This window comes from Neorhizobium sp. 05N33, from assembly GCF_056397445.1.
Genome location: NZ_JBFTNK010000027.1, coordinates 1 through 20241 on the forward strand (window position 1 = coordinate 1; position 20241 = coordinate 20241).

15 protein-coding genes are annotated in these 20241 nt (G+C 58.9%); 9 read left to right on the top strand and 6 right to left on the bottom strand.

The genetic code is table 11. From position 1 onward, the window contains the following. The 5 genes from AC1DLT_RS30080 to AC1DLT_RS30100 all read left to right on the top strand — a co-directional run. Nucleotides 1–2504: beta strand repeat-containing protein (locus AC1DLT_RS30080; RefSeq protein ID WP_477489148.1), on the top strand; the 2504-nt coding region annotated here is incomplete at its 5' end. 430 nt (nt 2505–2934) lie between these two features. Further along, entirely contained in the window at nt 2935–4374 is a 1440-nt protein-coding gene (locus tag AC1DLT_RS30085; protein ID WP_157885177.1) for a TolC family outer membrane protein, read from the top strand. An 18-nt stretch (nt 4375–4392) separates the two neighbouring features. Then, complete coding sequence (locus tag AC1DLT_RS30090) at nt 4393–6549, top strand: type I secretion system permease/ATPase (protein WP_038545971.1); 2157 nt, start codon at nt 4393–4395, stop codon at nt 6547–6549. Between the two features lie 38 nt (nt 6550–6587). Further along, nucleotides 6588–7838, top strand: coding sequence for an HlyD family type I secretion periplasmic adaptor subunit (locus tag AC1DLT_RS30095; RefSeq protein ID WP_051900193.1), 1251 nt, complete (start codon nt 6588–6590; stop codon nt 7836–7838). Nucleotides 7839–7868: 30 nt separating this feature from the next. After that, a complete protein-coding gene (locus AC1DLT_RS30100; RefSeq protein WP_477489149.1) occupies nt 7869–8498 on the top strand; it encodes a ribbon-helix-helix domain-containing protein in 630 nt (209 codons plus the stop codon). A 50-nt stretch (nt 8499–8548) separates the two neighbouring features. On the opposite strand, the gene AC1DLT_RS30105 is transcribed toward AC1DLT_RS30100, so the two are convergent. Next, on the bottom strand, nt 8549–9346 hold the full coding sequence (locus tag AC1DLT_RS30105) for a transglutaminase-like cysteine peptidase (protein ID WP_477489150.1): 798 nt from the start codon (nt 9344–9346) through the stop codon (nt 8549–8551). Between the two features lie 442 nt (nt 9347–9788). Here AC1DLT_RS30105 and AC1DLT_RS30110 point away from each other — a divergent pair, with 442 nt between their 5' ends. Further along, the gene (locus tag AC1DLT_RS30110) at nt 9789–10943 is read left to right on the top strand and encodes a type 1 periplasmic-binding domain-containing protein (RefSeq protein WP_477489151.1); all 1155 of its coding nucleotides are present in this window, start codon (nt 9789–9791) and stop codon (nt 10941–10943) included. 75 nt (nt 10944–11018) lie between these two features. Beyond that, complete coding sequence (locus AC1DLT_RS30115; protein ID WP_477489152.1) at nt 11019–12617, top strand: FAD-dependent oxidoreductase; 1599 nt, start codon at nt 11019–11021, stop codon at nt 12615–12617. On the opposite strand, the gene AC1DLT_RS30120 is transcribed toward AC1DLT_RS30115, so the two are convergent. The 3 genes from AC1DLT_RS30120 to AC1DLT_RS30130 form a co-directional block, all read right to left on the bottom strand. Beyond that, entirely contained in the window at nt 12607–13869 is a 1263-nt protein-coding gene (locus tag AC1DLT_RS30120) for an O-antigen ligase family protein (RefSeq protein WP_247135898.1), read from the bottom strand. The genes AC1DLT_RS30115 and AC1DLT_RS30120 overlap by 11 nt on opposite strands. Before the next feature lie 7 nt (nt 13870–13876). Then, nucleotides 13877–15133: a polysaccharide biosynthesis/export family protein gene (locus AC1DLT_RS30125; RefSeq protein WP_051899834.1), complete on the bottom strand. Its 1257-nt coding sequence runs from the start codon at nt 15131–15133 to the stop codon at nt 13877–13879. Between the two features lie 101 nt (nt 15134–15234). Beyond that, the gene (locus tag AC1DLT_RS30130) at nt 15235–15915 is read right to left on the bottom strand and encodes a sugar transferase (RefSeq protein ID WP_038545957.1); all 681 of its coding nucleotides are present in this window, start codon (nt 15913–15915) and stop codon (nt 15235–15237) included. 729 nt (nt 15916–16644) lie between these two features. Here AC1DLT_RS30130 and AC1DLT_RS30135 point away from each other — a divergent pair. After that, a complete protein-coding gene (locus AC1DLT_RS30135; protein ID WP_477489153.1) occupies nt 16645–16941 on the top strand; it encodes an exopolysaccharide production repressor protein in 297 nt (98 codons plus the stop codon). An 87-nt stretch (nt 16942–17028) separates the two neighbouring features. Then, nucleotides 17029–18033, top strand: coding sequence for a glycosyltransferase family 2 protein (locus tag AC1DLT_RS30140; RefSeq protein WP_477489154.1), 1005 nt, complete (start codon nt 17029–17031; stop codon nt 18031–18033). Here AC1DLT_RS30140 and AC1DLT_RS30145 read toward each other — a convergent pair. Both AC1DLT_RS30145 and AC1DLT_RS30150 read right to left on the bottom strand, forming a co-directional pair. Continuing rightward, on the bottom strand, nt 18024–18968 hold the full coding sequence (locus tag AC1DLT_RS30145; protein WP_477489155.1) for a polysaccharide pyruvyl transferase family protein: 945 nt from the start codon (nt 18966–18968) through the stop codon (nt 18024–18026). The two genes, AC1DLT_RS30140 and AC1DLT_RS30145, sit on opposite strands and share 10 nt — an antisense overlap. A gap of 44 nt (nt 18969–19012) precedes the next feature. Further along, complete coding sequence (locus AC1DLT_RS30150; RefSeq protein WP_477489156.1) at nt 19013–19981, bottom strand: glycosyltransferase family 2 protein; 969 nt, start codon at nt 19979–19981, stop codon at nt 19013–19015. Between the last annotated feature and the right edge of the window lie 260 nt (nt 19982–20241).

Consider the following 20241-nt stretch of genomic DNA (forward strand, 5'->3'; position numbering starts at 1 on the left):
CTCAGACGAATGCTGCTGGTTCGAACGGCTATGGCAAGTTCACGATCAACACGAATGGAACGTGGACTTACGCCACGAACACTGCCCACGACGAGTTCGTGGCCGGCCAGACCTATACGGACAGCATCACGGTGTCGTCCGCAGACGGCGCGACGACGACGATCACCGTCAATATTGCCGGCACAAGCGATGCGCCGACTTATTCCGTCATCGCCGATATTGCGGGCAATGGTCAGGGCAATGCCATGACCATTCAAGCATCGGAGCTTACCGGTAATACTTCGTCTTCCGCGACGATCACTGCAATTTCGAATGTAAGCAGCCTTGATCTAGATGGCGGTGATATATCCGCTGATGGTAAATCCATTCAGATCAAGGACATCGGCATCACGAGCGGTGGTTCGTTTACCTATCAGTTGAGCGACGGATCGACGGGAACTGTGTCGGTGGTCGGTGGCTCCACGATCACAACGCCGGACAACGGGAATTATATTCTCGTAGCCAGAGACGGGGTCGTTAACACAATGACCGGCAGCAATGGTGACAATATCTTTATTGGCGGCACCGGTGCCGATACCATTGCAACCGGCAACGGTGTAAACACGGTTTATGGTGGAGGCGGTAACGACACCATCACGACCGGCAATGGCACCAACACGATCACCGGCGGCAGCGGTAACGACAGGTTCACCCTTGGCACGGGGACCAACACCATCACCGACCTGGGCAACGGAGACATTCTCGTGGCGGCGGGAACCACCGTTGCGACAGCTGACACTAACTGGTCGGCGTCGAGCAGTTCGGGTTCGCTTTCCTCCAACAGTGGCTCGGCAACGATCATCGCGGCTGGCCACGACATCAGCGTTGCCAATGCCACCGGCGCGAATGGCTGGACACTGACCAATGATGGTGATTCCACGGCTGTCTCGCTGACCGGTTCGTCCAAGGCCGACACCATCACGGGCGGTTCGGGCAACGATACGCTGAGCGGCGGTGCGGGCAAGGATACCATTACCGGCGGTGGTGGCAATGACACCATCACCGGCGGTGGCGGCGGCGACACTCTTACGGGTGGCGCAGGCAGCGACACGTTCGTGATTGCTGCCGGCGATTCCACGCCTCAAATTGGCGGGACCTTAAACGACGGCACCATCACGGGCTATGACGTGATCACCGACTGGGGTACCGGCGGAACTGCGGACAAGCTCGACTTCTCGGTGCCAGTGAAGCAGGCCAATCTATTCGTCACCAATGGTGTTGACTCTACTCTCGCAATCGGCGGAGATACCGTCGAACTGCACACGGTCAACTATCAAACGGGTATTGCTACGTTCTATGGCACCGATAACTTGCAGACCTATCAGAATTACCCGCCCCTTTCGATAAACTCGACACAGGCTCTTGCCGCTGTTGTGCAATATCTTATGGCCACTAACATTGGCGAAGCCGGCGCGACACTTGCGTTTAACGCAATGGGTAACGGCTACGTGTATCAGCAAACCGGAAGTGGCGCGGGCGGAACACTGGTAGAGTTGACCGGGGCACCGCTCACCGACATCTACACCACCCCCTTCAACCCTAATGGTGTCGTATCGTCTATTGACCCCATCATCCTCGATCTCGATCACAACGGCTTCACCTTCACCTCGGTCGAAAATGGCGTGAAGTTCGACATCGATGCCGATGGCCACAAGGACCAGGTGGCTTGGACCAAGACCGACGGCATCCTTGCCTTCGATGTCGATGGCAACGGCAAGATCGACAACGGTTCGGAGATCTTCACCCCGAACTTTGGCGGCGGCACGCATGCCGGCGGTGTGGCGGCGCTTTCGACGCTTGACGTCAATCATGACGGCAAGATCGATGCCTCCGACACCGGCTTCGACAAGCTGCTGGTCTGGCAGGATGCCAACGGCAACGGCATCAGCGACGCCGGCGAGCTGAAGGGCCTCCACGATTACGGCATCACCGGCATCTCGCTCGATGCTCATGGCGCGGAAGGTTATATCGACGGTCAGTCACTGTTTGCAGAGGGTTCGTTCACCTACGCAGACGGTTCGACCGGCTCGTTCGTGGAAGTCGGGTTCGACACTCTGTTCAGCGATGCGCCTGACCACTCCCTGGTCGGAACCGATGGCGACGACATCCTTGCCGGCATGCCGGGCCTGACGCAGATGACCGGCGGTGCCGGCGCGGATACCTTCGTGCTCGACCCTTCGGCCCTGCACGAACTCGACATGGCCGACATCATCACCGACTACAAGTCGAGCGAAGGCGATGCGGTCGATGTTTCGAAGCTCCTCGACACCCTGCTTGGTCATCAGGCAACCGGTGAAGAGGCTGCCGCGAACGTTCGCACCACGATTGCCGGGAACGACACGACCGTCAGCGTTCAGGTCGCGACCGATAGCTGGAAGGACGTCGCCGTGCTTCAGAATCACACGGAAGCCGTCAAGATCCTCTTCGACGACGACAAGCACGCGGCCAACATATCTCATGTCTAAGTGAAGATTGCCCAAAATCGAAACAACGGAAAAGGCGCGCAGGCGCCTTTTCTTGTTTCAGAAGATGCTGATCAATAAAATAATACCAAAACTTGAGTCTCTTCAATTTTATACACTTTTGAGGCGTTACGTGATTTGCGGCCAACTACGGAAGGGACATGCCGATGTGTCTCGGAGGCTACACAAGAGGTAAATGTATACGCCTGGGCAATTAGATGCCAAACCACAAGTTTTTAGGCCGATATTTTGTCGTTAGAAATTTCACATAGAAAACAATTATATAGATAGTTTCCATTTGGTAATTAACCCTAGGCAATGGAATATTCCGAGCGGGCTTGGGCCTCTGAATTAGAAATGATAATACTTCCCAACGAAATCGCCGCAGTATATGAATGCCGTAATGGGATTTAGATCGGCGAGGGGCTTCCGATTGTTTAAGAGCAAAAGAATTTTGGCGACGCTGTTGGCGACTGTAGCTTTGGGGATCGTGTTTAGCGCGCCTGCCAATGCAATGACGCTTGATGAAGCGGTAGCAAAAACCTTGAAAACGAACCCGCAAATCATGCAGGCGGTAGAAAACCGCGAGGCTGTGGAGTTCGAGTTGAGGCAGGCACGGGGCCTTTATCTTCCTTCGATAGATTTGCAGGCGGGTGTAAGCCGGCGTAGACTGTCGAACAGCAGTACAGGTACGCTTACCCGCGACTATGAAAACTTTAAAGGGTCCGACGCGAGCCTGACGATTACTCAAACGTTGTTTGACGGCGGCAGTCGCCGTTCTCAGGTCGAGCAGCAGGCATCGCGCGTTGATGGGGCTTCGTTCCGCGTTGTTGAGCGGTCCGAGTCGCTGGCTCTTCAGGTCACTCAAGATTATCTCGAGTATATCCTTCAGTCCAAGATCGTCGCTATTGCGCAGCAGAACGTTGCTGCCCACAATCAGATCCTCGGCGATATCGGTGCCAGCATCCAGGGTGGTGCGCTGACCGACGCCGATCGTCTGCAGGGCCGCGAGCGACTCGAAGCGGCACGTGCCCGGTTGCGCGAAGCCCAGGAAGAGCTGGAACTCACGAAGATCCGTTTCCTGAAGACGGTCGGCGAGCCGATCGGCCCTGTGAAGGCGCCGGTATCGCTGGCGAAGTTCATTCCGAAGACGCTCAACGATACGATCTTCATCGCCAAGAAAAACAGCCCGCAGATTCATGCGGCCGATGCCGATGTCGATGCGGCGGATGCCGGTGTGCGTGGCTCACGCGCCAACTATCTCCCGAAGGTCGATCTTCAGGGCAGTGCGCGGGTCGGCAACGACATCGATGGCAACCAGGGTAATACCAACGACGTTCAGGTCGGCGTGACCGCCCGCTGGAACCTCTATCGCGGTGGTATCGATCAGGCGCGCGAGCAGGAGCAGATCCGTCGCGCCAGCGAGCAGCGTTACGGTTTGGCCCAGGCCCATCGCGAGGTCGAAGAATCCATTCGCTCCGCATGGAACGAGCGTAGCGGCCGCGGCGAACTGGCCGGGATCCTGGCGCGCCAGTCCTCGACGAACGGCAGCCTTGTCACCTCGTATCGCGAACAATTCAAGGTCAATCAGCGTTCGCTTCTCGATGTGCTGGATGCCCAGAACACCCGTTTCAACACCAGTATTCTTGCGGAAACCGCACGATTTGCTTCCCTTTTCGCCGAATACAAGATCCTGGCCGCATCCGGCAGTCTGCTTCAATCGATGAAGCTGAAGCCGGTCGGCCAGGCTGAGGCGTATGCCCGGAATGAGTTTGCTGTCCCGGGTGGCGTCACGAATCCTGGCTATGTCGAAGTTGACTCCCGTCAAAAGGCTGGCATGCCCATGGATCTCCTGGCGCCGATCCGACAGTAACGGATTGGCAAGGACCAAATGCTCAACGTAAAGCTCGACCACGCAGATACTACGCCGTTTCGGACATTTAAAACTGCATTCAGGTCTGTTGCGAGCTTTTACGGGCGCCCGACGTCAGACATCGTCCTGTTCTCCGGATTGCCGGATGAGGTTTCCGAATCTCTGGAACTGGACGATGTCGAACACCTTGCCCAGCGTATCGGGCTGGAAGTCATCCGCCACGGCGAACGCGAGTGTCGCGAGGGCAATTTCGATTGCCCGGCCATCATCGTCTTCGAGAACGGCGGCGTGCTGCCGCTGCTCGAAACCGATCCCGACGGAAACTACATCACAGACCTCGTTCCGGCCTCGGGAAATCCCGTCAAGCTGACGCGTCAGGAACTCGTGGCCCTGAAGCCGAGCTTCGGTTTTGCCTTCACGCTTTATTATCAGAACGCGTCCGAGCATGCCTCGGTTGGTACAGCCGGAGAAATCGAGCGCCGCCACTGGCTGTTGCGGGCGCTGGTTCCCTATTGGCGCACCTATATCCGCGTCATCATGGCTGCGCTGTTCATCAATCTGATTGCGCTCGGCTCGCCGCTGTTCACGATGAACGTCTATGACCGCGTGCTTCCCAACAAGGCGTTTCCGACGCTTTGGGTGCTCGCCATCGGCATCACGCTAGCCTACACGTTCGATTTCCTGCTGAAGACCGCCCGTGCCGCCCTCATCGACCATGCCGGGCGAAACGCGGATTTGCGCCTGTCCCAGATGATCTTCGACAAGGTGTTGAATTCGACGCTCGCTTCGCGTCCGTTATCGACGGGCGAATATGCCAACCGCGTCACGCAGTACGAGTTCGTCCGTGAATTCTTCACGTCCAACACGGTCGGCCTGCTGATCGATACGGCGTTCGTGTTCATCTTCCTGATCGTGATCTACACGCTTTCCGGCTGGCTTGTGGTGATCCCGTCGGTAGCCTTGCTGCTGTCGGTGCTGATCGGCCTGCATGCCCAGGCCAAGATCGGTCACCGCATGGCAGCGGCCACCAACGAGGCGTCACGCCGTCAGTCGCTGCTGGTCGAGACGATTTCGACGATCGAGACCGTGAAGAGCCTTCGCGCCGAAGCGGGCATGCTGCGTCGCTGGCAGGAACTGATGAAGCTCTCGAGCCGCACCAGCGAAGAAATCAAGCATGTCTCTTCGAATGCGGTGAACCTCACCAATCTTGTCCAGCAGATGGTCAGCGTCCTGATCGTGATCGCCGGTACCTACGAGTTTTCCGAGGGCCATCTGGCAATGGGCGCGATCATCGCGACCGTCATGCTGGCAGGCCGGGCCGGCGCTCCGCTCGGCCAGATCGCCATGGCGCTTGCCCGGTTCCGGCAGGCGATGACGTCGCTCAAGATCCTCGACAAGATCATGGAACAGCCGGAGGATCGTCCCTCCACGGTGGGTTTCGTGAACCGCGAGATCAAGCGGGGCGGCTTCAGCTTCCAGAACGTTTCCTTTCAGTATCCGGGCTCTGACTACAAGGTCATCAATCAGCTTTCGCTGACCGTCGCTCCTGGCGAGCGGGTTGGGATCATCGGCCGCATCGGCTCGGGCAAAACGACGCTCGGCCGCCTTCTCGACGGCCTCTTCCTGCCATCCGACGGTCGCCTGTTGATCGACGGCGTCGATATTCGCCAGTATCACATGTCGGAAGTCCGCTCGGCGGTGGCAGTGGCCGGGCAATCATCCGATCTGTTTTCGGGGACGGTGAAGGAAAACCTTCTGATCGGCCGCGCCGATGCGACGGACGAGGAATTGCTCCACGTGTCGCAGATGACCGGCGTCGACGAGTTCGTTTCCAACCATCCGCGCGGTTTCGACATGCCGGTCGGCGAACGCGGCAGCAATCTTTCCAGCGGCCAGAAACAGGCTCTGGCGATCGCGCGCCTGCTGCTGACCAAGCCGAAGATTGTCTTTCTTGACGAGCCATCAGGCGCCATGGATCTTGCAAGCGAGCGCCATCTGCTCGCCAAGCTCTCGACCGCATTCAGCCGCGACACGACGCTGCTGATCGCCACGCACCGTTTCAGCATGCTGGAACTGTGTGAACGGCTGGTGGTGATCGACAAGGGCCGCATCGTTGCCGACGGGCCGAAGGCTGCCGTACTCGAGGCGATGCAGCGCAAGGGAGCAAAGCCGTGAGCAAAGGCGTTCACGACAATCCTCCGTTCTTCGCTCGCATGCTGGTCGGCCTGGTGGCGGCCTGCATGGCGACATTCCTCGCCTGGGCCGCGCTTGCGGAGATCGATGAGATCGCCCGGGGCGAAGGCAAGGTCATTCCCATTTCCAAGACCCAGATCATCCAGTCGTCCGAAGCCGGGGTTGTGCAGGACATTGCGGTTCAGGTCGGCCAAGTGGTCCGCAAAGGCGATCTGATTGTTCAGCTGAACAATACGACGACCGAATCGACGCTCGGGGAATCGGTTGCCAAGGCAAGGGCGATCGGTGCGAAGATCGCACGCCTGCAGATGGAAGAAAAAGGCGAGTACGACCAGCCGTTCGTATGTCCGGCGGATGTCTTGAAGGTCGCCAAGAACGTCTGCGACAACGAAGATCGGCTGTTTTCGGCGAACAAGGCCAGTTACAAGAACAAGTTTGATGTGCTGCAGGAGCGTGTGAAGCAGCGTCAGAACGAACTCAGCGAAGCCAATGCCAATATCGATCGGCTTGAACAGAATATCGCCTCCTCGATGCGGCAGCGCGATCTTTACGGTCCTCTCGCTAAAAAGGGGCTGGTCTCGCAGACGCAGCTTCTGACGATCGAAAGCCAGCTTACGGACCAGCAGGGTCAGCTCAAGGTCTATCAGGAAAGCCTGATACGCCTTCGTGGTGCTGTCGATGAAGCAAAGCTCCAAGTGGGTGAAATTTCATTGGCGGTTCGTCAACAGGCCCTCACCGATAAGGCGCAAGCTCTCGCAGAGCTCTCGGTCATCGACCAAACGATCCGCGGTGCTTCGGACCGCGTCAAGCGTACCGACATTCGCTCGCCGGTCGACGGCATCGTCAATACCCTGGAAGTCAACACGATCGGCGCTTACGTGGATCCGGGCCGTGTGGTTGCCGGAATTGTCCCGACGGCCGATACGCTGCTGATCGAAGCGCGGATATCGCCACGCGACGTCGCGTTCGTCCGCCGCGGGCAACCGGCGATCGTCAAGATCACGGCCTATGATTTCGCGATCTTCGGCGGACTCGAAGGCGAAGTGACCAACGTTTCAGCCGACAGTATCGTTGAGAAGGAAAAGGGCGAGACCTACTACCTCGTCCAGGTCAAGACCAACAAGTCCGAGCTGGAACGCAACGGCAAGCTCTATCCGATCATTCCTGGCATGATTGCGTCCGCGGAAATCATGACGGGCCGCAAGACAGTCCTCAGCTACCTTATGAAGCCTATCAATCGGGCGCGTTCCGATGCGCTTACCGAGCGGTAGAGGCCTCCAATGAAATCAGGTGCGCTTTCAATGTCCGTCATCGAACCTGCGGGCGACCCGCTGCCGATCATCGACAAGGAAGAAGTCGAGCCGCGTTTTCGCGCGGTTGTCGCGCGCAATGGCGAGCGCCGTGGTATCAGGCTTGAGAAGATCTATTGGGAAGGCCTCAGCCGGATGTCGGCGGCGGGCAAGATAACCACGGGTGATCTGGTTCAGTACACTGCGGCCCAGATGCCGGAAGCGGGCAATCTCACCTCGCTGCTGCGCGTCCTCAGCCTTAAATGGGCACTTGGGCGGCTGGCGACGGTCGAGGATGTGTCGTCGCTCGAAAATCTCAATGCGCTGGTCCAGGCTTCGCCGTCCCCGACGGTGGTGCTGACACGTGAAAAGCGCCTGCAATTCTTCAACGAGCCGTTTCTGGTCATGCTTCGGCACCGGTTGGTGGGGGAGGATACGTCGCAGCTGATGAAGACCTTGAAGTTCTCGATCGACACGCAGATCGAGGATGCCATGGATACGCTGCAGATGAACCGTGGCAAGACCTTGAATACCGGCTTCACGATCTCCTGCGCCAGGCAGGTCATCAAGGGTCAGATCAATCTGGCCCTTGCCCCGGCACACGAAAAGCCGATGCTGGTCGGCTATATTTCCCGTTATTGATGTTCTCAAGGTTGAAGGCCGGAGCGCAACGCGCGCCGGCCATGGAAAGCTTAGAAGTTGGCACCTTCGCCCGGCGCAATCTTTTCCAGCGGCGTCACCATCGCCACGTTCTGGTCCTTGCGGCGTGAGCCATGCAGGAAGCCCTTGCCGCCTTTGATGGAGTAGAGCGGCATGTAGTCGGGAAGCTGGGTATCCAGGAGAACCTGATTGCGCATGTTGTCGAGGATGAAGAACTTGCCGCCGGCTTCGACCGAGAGGATGGCATGGTAAAAGTGGCGTTTCTGGTCGAACAGGACGACGATCGACATCTGGTTGGGATCGATGCCTTCCGCACGAAGCGCCGCCATCTTGAGGATCGCGAAATCTTCGCAGTCGCCCTGCTGGAGGCTGAGCGTTTCCTGCGGAGTGCTCCAGCGGTCAGCGACCTTGTAGGCGTCCTGGTCGGTGCGGTAGCGGATGGACTGGTTCACCGCGGCGTTGACAGCATTGAGCTTGTCGCGGAGCGACGATTGCGACGTGTTCATGCCGACAAGCTGGATGGCGGCAAAGGCAGGGCTGCAGCCCTTGCCGTTGCATTTCACTGCAGTGCCATTGTCCATCTCTTCGAGAGCCGGAGCGAGCTTCTTCAAGGCGGCAAGCCGCTTGAAAGGAATAGCGACCGTATCGAACACGGCGCCGTTGGACGGTGCTGGTTCTACTCGCCGGGACGGGTAAAGGTCGGCCGGCTTAATTGCGACCTCGGTCACGTTCGCAGGTCTTGCCGCAGGCAGAGCGATCTTCGAGCCGAGCTCGCTGAATGTCTGAAATGCTGCGGCAACCTGTACGTTTCCGAATGCAAGCGAAGCCATGATGGAAAGCGGCTTCGGAAGATATTCAAGAAAATGACTTCCGATGATCGATACCGTTGATCCAGTATTGATCTGAAATTGTTGCTTGTTCATGGGGGCGGATAGTGCTGTTGAAGCAATGAATGGTAATACTAGTGTGGCGACGACTGCGGCTTTCAGCATATTCTTTTTGTTTGCCATTTTCTGTCTCCCTTGTTGAGGAGAAGTTAGCAAAGCCGCCTGAATTTCTGGTTTTTGAAGATAGATAATCTATAAATAAGTTATTTGAGAGAAAAAGCATAAAATTTTATATTCATACGTGGGCGCTTGTTAACGAGTTTTGTCTGGGCTAGCATGCCGCCGCGACAATCAAGAAGGCCGCAGAGTGGTCCACGAAATGCCCCAGGGACGTTCATTTTTTTACTGTTCAGATCTCGCCGACATTGCTCATAAAACCTTCCGGATGACGATGCGCCTGCGTCCGGTACGCTTATGGCTGCTAAGTCTGTTTGCTGCCGCCGTTCTCTCCGGCTGCGAGTCCTCGTCCGTCGCCGATAAGGTTCTGGACGACAAGGCGCTGAAGCCGCCGCCGTCCATGGTTGAGGAAACATTCGGCCGGGGCTCGACGGAAATTACGCTGCTTCTGACAAAGGCGCCGAACGGCGTCTATGAGGGCGCCGCGCGCGACATACGCGACGGTGCGGCGCTTGCCATCGGCGAACTTGACGATGCCGCTGTGATGAAGATCAAGGTGGTCGACGTGGCGGGAGGGCCAACTACGGTGGCTGCGGCGCTCGCAGCTGCCAAGGCACGCAATTCCGGTCTGCTGATCAGTTATGCGCCGCAGGCGACGACGGCGGCGATTGCCGCCATTCCGGCCGATCAGCGACCGCCGCTGATCAATCTTTCAAGTCCTGTAACCGGCGCGAAAGTCTTCAATTTCGGGTTTGACGAAGTGGCGAGCGTTGCTCGGGGTGTGCACCCGGTCATCGCTTCCGGCCACAAGAGAGTTGTCGTTCTGACGCCCAATAGCATAGCCGGTGTTGACGAAGAGCGCCTGAGATCGGCCGTCAGCCAGGCCGGCGGTGCGCTGATAGGTGTGGTTCGTTATGATCCAGCCGCGCCGCTTGGTGACCTGCTTACCCGCAACAAAGCTTTGCTCGATGATGCCGGTGCCCTAGTGCTGATGGGTGATTCTGCGGTGATCGGGCCTATCTTGAAGGGTGTCAGGGCCTCTTTCGCCAAGCTGGCGGTTGTCGGAACCAGCCATTGGCCGATGGAGCTTTATTCCGATCCGGCAGCCAGCGGCGTCATCATCGCAGCGGTCGATCCGGATGCTTCGCTGCTGATCGGCGAGCGCTATCGCCGTTTCAACAAGCGTTCGCTCTCGGTCTATGCCGCCGAGGGTTACGACAGCATAGCGGTCGCTGCCGGCATCGTCAGAGGTAAGGGTGCTGCGGCACTGACGCCGGAAATGCTGATGACAAAGACCGGTTTTCGAGGGGTTACGGGTCTGTTCCGCTTTACGCCGAGTGGTATGGCTGAGCGCAAGATCGGGCTTTACAAGATCGACGGCGGCCGGTTGGTGGCCATCGAGCCGAAGGCGGTCAGCTTCTAGCGGTGCATGGGCGGTTCCCTTTCTGCCGGCACGCTCTATGTGCTGGTAATCCAAGGTTCTCTCTCAAAGGCATACATGGCTTCAGCAGATACTGAGACGACGGATGTCTGCATCGTCGGCGCCGGCCCCGTCGGGTTGGCACTCGCCTTCAAGCTGGAGGAGTTGGGGCTCTCGGTAACCCTTGTCGAGATGGGTGCGGGCGGAGCAACGGATGATGCCGGTGCCGGTGGTATCGAATTCACCAACGGCCATCATGCACCTTCGATGGCGATGTCCCGGCCAGGCATCGGCGGCGCTTCCGCGCTCTGGGGCGGCCGGTGCGTTACCTTCGACGATATCGATCTACAGAAGCGAGATCATGTCCCCTTTTCCGGCTGGCCTATTTCTCACGAGGAGCTCCGCCGCCATTATCCGCAGGCGCTGACATTTCTCAATTGCAATGCCGCCGAGCCTGCTTTTGAGGCGATCGACGTTTCCGACCATGGGGTCGATGCGAACGCTCTGGAGCGATGGAGCCGGTCTCCGGATCTTGGCCCGGTTTACGGAGAGCGGCTCAAGGCTTCCAAGCGTATTCGTCTCGTCAACACGATCGTCACCGGGATCACGCTTGATGCTTCTGGTGGACGCGTCGAAGGCCTCGCCACCTACAGCGGGCAGGAAAGCCAGATTACGGCAAGGACTTTCGTGCTTGCGGGAGGAGGGCTGGAAAATGTCCGCCTGCTGCTTGCTCTGCGGGAGAGGCAGCCAGAGGCATTGGGCGGTACCAGCGGTCCGCTCGGCCGTTTTTATCAAGGGCACCTCACCGGCTATATTGCCGTGCTGCAATTCGACAGGTCCAGGATCGCGAGCCATTTCGCCTTCAATGTCGACGACGAAAACTATGTCTTTCGTCGCAGGCTGCAGATCGTACCGGAGATCCAGGCAGAGGAGGGGCTTCTCAACTGCGTCTTCTGGATCGACGCGATTTCGGTCGCCGACCCCGCGCATGCCTCCGGCGCGCTGTCGCTGATCTATCTGTTCCTGAAAATGTTCGGCCTCTACCGCCGTCTCTCGAATGGCCTGGCACCGACGGCCAAGGGGCCTGAGAATATCGACCGCCGGCAGCATTGGCGGAATATCCGCGCCGATCGCCGCCTGGTATTCGATCTGTTCGGGTCGCTTCTCAATATGTTGGAGAGGCGCATCGAGCCGTGGCGTACGCTGATCAATCCGAAAGGTCGTTATCTGCTTCGCTACCATGCCGAACAGGTGCCCAATCCGGAAAGCCGGGTCCACCTTCAACAGGGTGGAGCGGGCAGGCAGGCCGCCCTTGTCGTCGATTATCAAGTGGTCGAACAGGACGTCAGTTCGATCCTGAAATCGCACGAGATTCTCGATACGTGGTTACGTCGAACCGGGCTCGGTCGGCTGGAATATTTACATGATGCTTCCCAGCGGCGGCAGGCCGTGCTGAGCCAGGCGTTCGACGGTTATCACCAGATCGGCCTCAGCCGCATGTCCGATACATCCGATGATGGCGTCGCGGATGCCAATTGCCGCGTGCATGGCATCGGCAATCTTTATCTCGCCGGCAGCGGCCTGTTTCCGACAGGAGGCCATGCCAATCCGACACTGCCGGCCGTGGCGCTGGCGCTCCGGCTCGCCGAGCACCTCTTCGAAAAGCTCAAGCGGTAACGGTCCGCCTGCCTCCAACGGGATGAGAGGTGAATTCGGCGGACTTCTGGCGAAGGGTCAACCGGCCGGCCGCGTAGAACATCAGGAATGAACCGATCTGGTAGGGGAAAAGTACGTCGACTTCGACGAAGGCCCGGATCAGCAACAGAACGCTCAGCGCGCATAACAGCGTCGACGCGGGATCGCGATTGCGGCTCAGCATCGCGCTCAGATGGCCGAAGACGTTTATCAGCATGATCATGCACAATAGGGCGAGCCCGACCAGACCGGTCTCGACGGTGACTTCGATGAACGTGTTGTGGAAATGAAAGCCGCTACGGGCCGTGATGAAGAAATCATCCCATAGCCTCTCGGCATCGGCGAAGCCGGGAACCCAGTAACCCTGATAACCGGTGCCGAGAATCGGGTTGTCGCGGATCGCCTCGATTCCCTGCTGCCAGAGATAGGTCCGTCCCGTCAGCGTCGAATCCTTGCCAAAGATGCCGAGAACGGCATCGACAGCGCCCATCTGCAGCGCTCCGATGATCGCGACCACGCCGACCACCACCAGCCCGGAGACCAGCAGCTTGCGGTGATTGGGGGAAAGCTGTGCGACCGGCATATAACCGGCGCAGAGCGCCAAGACGCCGGCGGTCGTAATGGCAGAGGTCGCCGACTGCGAGGCGAGAAGGCAATAGGCGCTGAGCAGGCCGACGCCGCCCGACGCCATCAACCAGGGGCCTTTCTGCCGCCAGATGAGCAGATAGGACGCGGCGAAGAAAAGGCCGAGCGAAGCGTAGAAACCGAGCTGGTTCTTCGAGGAGAAGGCTCCGACGAAACTATAACTGCCGTCAATGGCGTCGTAGAGGTAGGTTCCGAACAGGATGGAGAAGACGAGCACGATCGCCGTGCCCAGGATCGCACCGCGGGTCAATGTCAGCACGCTGATCGTGCGCATGGCGATCAGCGCACAGACGACATGCGTCAGGTATTGTATCGCGGTTCGCAGCGAGATGCCGAAGGCGGGCGACCAGAAGGCGGAGACGAAGCAGAACAGCGCAAATCCGAATATCCAAAGATATTTCAGATAATTACCGAGAGCCTGCCGATAGTCGGCAACTACCAGCAGGAACCAGAGGCCATAATAGGCGAGGATCGAAATCTGCCCGAACCGGCTCGAATAGGCGAACACGAAGAAGGACAGCGCGACCGCAGCCACGCCGTAGACTTCATTGCGAGCCGGGTCGATCAGCGCAGATTTCGCAATCCTCATGCGATCCTCATTGCATCAGGAGTTCAGCAGCGACCTTGACAACATCGCCGGGCAGAAGCTTGTCGTTTTCGCCGACGGCGACCTCTTTCGGCCCCTGGCCCTCGTCCCGCACCACGGTGTATTTGATGGTGGCGGACTTGCCCGAAGGGTCGAATTTCAGCGCCTCGGCCGATTGAGCCACGGCTTCCGACATCAGCTCGCGGCTGGTTCCGAGCTGCAATCCGAGCTTTTCGAGTTCGGCTTCGGTGTTCTGCAGCTCCTGGGCGCGCTGGGCTTCCCAGTCGTTGCGCAGGTTGATCTCGTCCTGGTTCGCCTTGTTGATATCCTGCTTGGCGCGAAGTATTGACGTGTCGATATCAAGGAGGTTCGCTTCGATGGTCGCGGCCCTTTCCTCGGCGGTGATGCGGCGGCTGGAGGTCGCCAGTCCCTGTTCGGTCAGCTTCGCCATTTTTTCCCGGTCCTCGCTGACGAGCTGCAGCTGCCGCTTCTGGGTGTCGGTCTTCTGGCTGAGAGACTGGACCTCGTTTTCGAGCAGCGTCCGCAGGTCGGTGAGAGCCTTCAACTGAAGCTCGTAGCGTTCTCGCCGCGATTTCATCAGCGAGACTTCGCTGGCGATCAGCTTTTCGGCATTGCCGACGTCCTTGAGTTCCGGCGGGACTTTCAATTCGGTAGCACCGGCGACTTCCGCCAACAGCCGGGCGCGGCGGGCGAGAAGCCGGCCGCGTTGGGAATCGTAGACCGAGGCGTCGCCGCGGGCATTGATGAAGTCGCGGGCGAAACGCTGGCCCGAATCAGACCGGAGAAGACCGCCGGCGAGGCTGATGGCCTTCAGCACGGTCAGGTTGGGGGTATAGGGATATTCGCCCGGCGTATGCACGTCGCCAGCCAGGAAAACCGGCCGGAACTGGGCGATTTCCACGGAAGCCGACGGCAGGTTGCGCAACGCGAATTTGCCGCGCAATTCCTCGCCGATGGTTTTTGCGACTTCGCCCGCCGTCTTGCCGGCAGCCGGGAGGTCACCGATGAAGGGGAGCGAGAGCGATCCGGTCGGCCCGATGGTATAGTCGCCGCTCACCGCATCCCAGTTGCGGATCGTGCCGTCGGCCGGCTGCCACTCGGCGACGCGGACGCGAAGCTTGTCCATCACCCCGAGGCGATAACCGGTCTCTTCCGCAGTCGCGTTCCCGGCCAGAGCGACTGTGATCGCACCGGCCAGAAAACATAACGCACGCAAGCTCCTCGCGGAGGCGGTTTGTGTCTGCATGGATTTTTCCTTCAAAAGGCGCGGAACCAGTCCGCGCTCGAAGCCGCCAGATTTGCCGATCCCGTCAAGCGGTCCGGCGCCTCAGCAGAGAGGATGGACTATCAGTAACTGCCGCGCGCCATGCAGACGGCGGGAATCGTTTTCACAATGATTGCGACGTCGCCGATCAGCGACCAGTTCTGGACGTATTGGGTGTCGAACGCGATGCGGGTATCATAGGAAACGTCATTGCGACCGCTGATCTGCCACAGACCGGTGAGGCCCGGGCGCGTGCTCAGGTAGAAAGCCGCAAAGCTGTCATAGAGGTTCAGTTCCTCGTCGACCACGGGGCGAGGGCCGACCACGCTCATTTCGCCACGCAGGATGTTGAGAAGCTGCGGAAGTTCGTCGAGGCTAAGCTTACGCAGCACAGTGCCGACAACCGTCACCCGGGGATCGAACTTGAGTTTGCGCGTCGCTCGCCATTCCTCCGCCGCTTGCGGATTGGCTTTCAGATAGTTTCGCAGGACTTCATCGCCATTCACGGCCATCGTGCGGAACTTGAGGCATTTGAAGGTACGACCGTTGTGGCCGATCCGGCGATGTCCATAAAAAATGGGGCCATTGTCGGAGAACTTTACCAACGCCGCGATCATCAGGAAGATGGGACTGAACAGGATGAGGGCCAGGGCGGCGGCGGTGATATCGAAACTTCGTTTTGCCAAGCCCCCAGTTGGGAGAGTCATGCGGGCTTGGTCTGACGTTGAGAACGGCGAACCTGCCGAACGTGTCGCTGACTTCATAGAGTGAACTCCACTTATGTTTTGCGATAGTCGGTGCCATTACGGCGCGTCATTGAGCGTTAATGTGATAATAAGTCTGTGTTCGCAATTTGATGAAGATCAAACTTTTCCGTCAACCGCATCCCGCCGGAGTCGGGGCGCGGTTTCCAACCCGCGATTGGCCGGGAACAACTTGGGAGATATACGCCGGAAGCGCAGTCAATACTGTACTGGGCGTGTAAAAGCGGTCTAGTGGCTAATATTCCCGACCTGGTTCAAACTTATCCCGGCATTCTCTCCTGTCGGCCGCCTAGTCATAGATCGCCCAGCTGCTTGGGGACGGGGACCAAAGTAGCTTGCGTCTGGGACCAAAGGCCCACTCCTGCTGCGCCGCAATACAATGCTGCGGCGCAACAACGCCTGTCGGTTTCGAGTTAGCTTTGTAACAAAAGTTGATCGGGTTCGAGGGGAATTGAGAGATGCGGCTGGCGAGTTCGTTCCAACAGCGGCGAATCCGGGCATAAATGTGGCAAAAGAGAGGCGCAGTGCATGTGGCGCTGTGATAGAGATGGGCCTGCTGCCCGCAGTATTTGTTCGGAACCTCATGGACCTTACGAAAGTTTCACCAATAGTCTGGCATTATCGAGATCGGAAAACTTGAATCCTCTCCTGCAGACTCATATGGTTGTCTTATCGGGAGAGGAGCCTGAAAAACCACGAACTGAACAGCCACGTTCGGGAGGAACGATCATGTACGCGCCACGCGTCTTTATCAGCATGACAGTGACTCTGATCGTGTTCGCGGTGGCTGCGTATCTTATCACCGGGTCGTTCTATACGGCAGTTATACAGACGCTGATCTGTGCAGTCCTGATCCAGGCCGGATATTTCGCTGCTGTCCTTTACCTCGTTCGCCGTGAAAAGCAGATACGGGAGACGGGAGCGACTTCGGAAGCTGCCGCGGCTGCCAAGAGCTCCAAGGATGGCAGCCGGCGCGACGGATTGCGTGCCGATGCCGCCCCGAACCTTCCTGCCGGCGATACCTGACCGTTCTGACGCTTTTTTCCGCCAGTTTCACACGAGAGCCATTTTCCTGAGCCCATAGTTGCGGACGGATGCAACATGGAGAGGGCTATGGTTGAACACGCTTCCCAGACGATCTGCGTCATCATCGCGGCCAAAAACGCCGCTGAAACCATTGGAATCGCGATTCAATCCGCCTTGAACGAGGCGCATGTCAGCGAAGTCGTGGTGGTCGACGACGGCTCCTCCGACGAGACCGCGGATGTCGCGCGCAGATCGGATGATAGGTCAGGACGGCTGACGGTTGTCTCGTTCGATCAGAATCGCGGACCCTCTGCTGCCCGCAATCATGCCATTGCCATATCGGCGGCGCCGCTGATCGGTATTCTCGATGCCGACGACTTCTTTTTTCCGGGCCGGTTTGCGCCGATGCTGGCGGAGGACGGCTGGGACCTGATTGCCGACAATATCGCCTTCATTTACGAGCCAAGCGAATTCATTCGCCCGGAAAGGTTCGAGACGCGGGCGCGGAGCATGTCGCTTACTGAATTCGTGGAAGGCAATATTTCCAAGCGCGGGGTCAAGCGCGGCGAGACCGGTTTCCTGAAGCCGGTGATGAGCCGGGCGTTTCTCGACGCCCATGGTCTTCGCTACGACGAAAACATGCGTTTCGGCGAGGATTACGACTTCTACGCCCGGGCGCTCGCCAAGGGCGCGCGCTACAAGGTGATCGAGCATTGCGGCTACGGCGCCATCGTGCGCCAGGATTCGCTGAGCGGCCGGCATCGCACCGACGACCTGCGCAAATTCTACGAGGCGGACGACGCGCTCCTTGCCGATCCGGCGCTCAGCGAGGAGGAGCGGGCGGTGATCGTCCGGCATCGCGACCATACGCGCGACCGCTACGAACTGCGTGCCTTCCTCGACATCAAGTCGCAGGCGGGGAACGGTGCGGCCATCCGGCACTTGCTCTCCCACCCGCGGGTTCTGCCGGCCGTGGCGACCGGCATATTCCTCGACAAGCTCGATCTTCTGCGCGCCAGGTCGTCCGGGCCGCAGGCGCAGCCGGCCGGCATGCGCTATCTTCTGCCCGGCATACCCGCCGCTCAGAAATAATCGCGGCGAATCCCTTCCAGCATCGCCCGGAATTTCTCCTTGCGCTCCTCCAGAACCTCGACGGGGCTGAGCCGCGGTTCAGCGCGGCTTGCCTGCCAGAGCGCCAGCACGGATGGGGCTGCGAGGAACTGTTTCGCCATGCCGCGAAGGCCGCTTTGTGACGGCGCCGGGTGGGTCATGACTTCGCCGCCATGAGTGTCGTGTGCGGCCTGACTTGGCTGCTCCTGACCGTCGAAGCTGATGCCCCAGAAACGCGAGCGCTTGGCGACAGCTTCGGCTCGGGTGGAGACCGGCACGTAGCGAGGTTCGTATGTTGTCCCAACGGATTTGGCCCAGTCATTCCATTTGAAATTGTTGATGGAACGGGAGCTGCTGACGGCCACCCAGGGAACCCGGAACGCATCCGCCAGGATCGCACCATGCATGGATTCGGCAATGATCAGTTCCGACTGGGCGATATGGCGGATGACCGACTTCGCCTCGCCGCGCGGATCGAGATAGGTGAGGCCGACGGGCTCGCAGACGGCGTTCCACATGCCGAATTCGGCCGACTCCCAATGGGGGATGAAGGTCTTCCTGTGGATTTTCGGCAGGTTCTGGAATTCCGGCATGTCGGCGATCATGACCGCCGGATCGGTGATCGCCTTGTCGGGCGAAATGCCGAGCTTGGCGGCCGTCATCGGACCGCGGACTGCCCGCACGTCCCATTCCGCCGCGTCGGTGACATCAGGCGGCGTGCCATAACCGTAGCCGCTGCCGATCACCAGCTTCTTCTGGCCGACAGGCAGCAGGACCGGATTGAGGACTGTGCCGACGCCGACCAGCAGGACTTCAGGATGCACGTCCCGGAAACCGGGTAGCAGCGCATCCCAGAGCCAGAGATTGAGGTCGTCGCCGAAATTACCGTGATGCGATTCCCAGTAGTACGCTTTCATGCGGGCCTCCGTGGAATGATGAATTTGAAAGGAAACGCAAGCATTTAGCGTGCGCTGCGGCCGAGCTTCCCGGCTCCGAGTTCGAATGCCGCCCGGATCAGCGCGGGATCGCGCATGACCCAGCGGGCGAGCAGGCCAAGGTCCGGCGCCTGGCGGCGTTTCACTCGTCCGGCCTGGCTCCAGAGCGCCTGTCGGCGGGCGGTGTTCTTGTAGGATGCGATCGAGGCGACGTCGCTGGGGCGGGAGCGGAAGCGCTCCTCCAGCGTATCGAGCGCCACCCAGGTGTTGAACTGCTGTCGCAGGAACTGCGGAGAGCGATTGTCGATGCTGTGGAAGATATTGAGGCCCATGCCGCGGGCCGCACCCTCTTCGTCGCAAAGCAGGGTTCGCTTCGATTTCAGGATGCAGTCGACGAAGAACAGCACGTCTTCAGCCGCCAGCCGCAGGGAGGGTTCGAAGCGAACCGTCTCGAAGACCGGCCGGGCGATGACCATGCAGGAGAGATGCAGGAAACTCCAGTTCTTCAGCATGACACTCGCGAGATCCGGCATTTCGATCAGGAGCGGGTTTTCGGAAAGCCGCGTGCCGCCCTCCGCCTGTTCGAGCTCGGCCATGCCGAAGTGGTAATAGAACTCGTCGCTCGCCTGCATCGAGGCCCAATAGCACTCGGTATCGAAGCGGGTCATGCTCTCAAAGGCGTTTTTCAGATGATCCGGCAGCCAGACGTCGTCCGAATCGAGAAGCGCCGCGAAACGGGTCGAAGCCGGGACGTTGTCGAGGCCGGTATTGCGTGCGGCACCTGGCCCGCCGTTCTGCTGGCGAATCACGCGGATGCGGGTTTTCCAAGCATCTTCAATGCCTTGAAGCTCCACATCAGCGGATAGGGGTGATTCGTCGTCGACAATGACGATCTCGAAGTCCTGATTGGTTTGATCGAAAATCGATTTCAGTGCGCGGCGAAGAATGCCGGCTTCCTTCTGGAAAAATGGGATAATTACGGTGAACGTCGCCATGTGTTCGCCCCTGCTTTCTCAAACAATTGCAAGCCGCCGACAGTTGCCGGGCTTCGGGTTAGCGGCAGTTCGCTGCCGTATCGAATGACCTCCCAGTAACAAGACTTGACCATTTCGCCCCCTGCCAAGGCGTAAAGACAAACGCGACCAATGTCGGTGGAGCGCGCTATCAAAGACCGCTACATTCGGGCTGAAATTTGTCACAGCCCTCATTCTGGCAAGAGTGCCGACCCTGGAAGATCCTGGATCGGTGGCGGTGA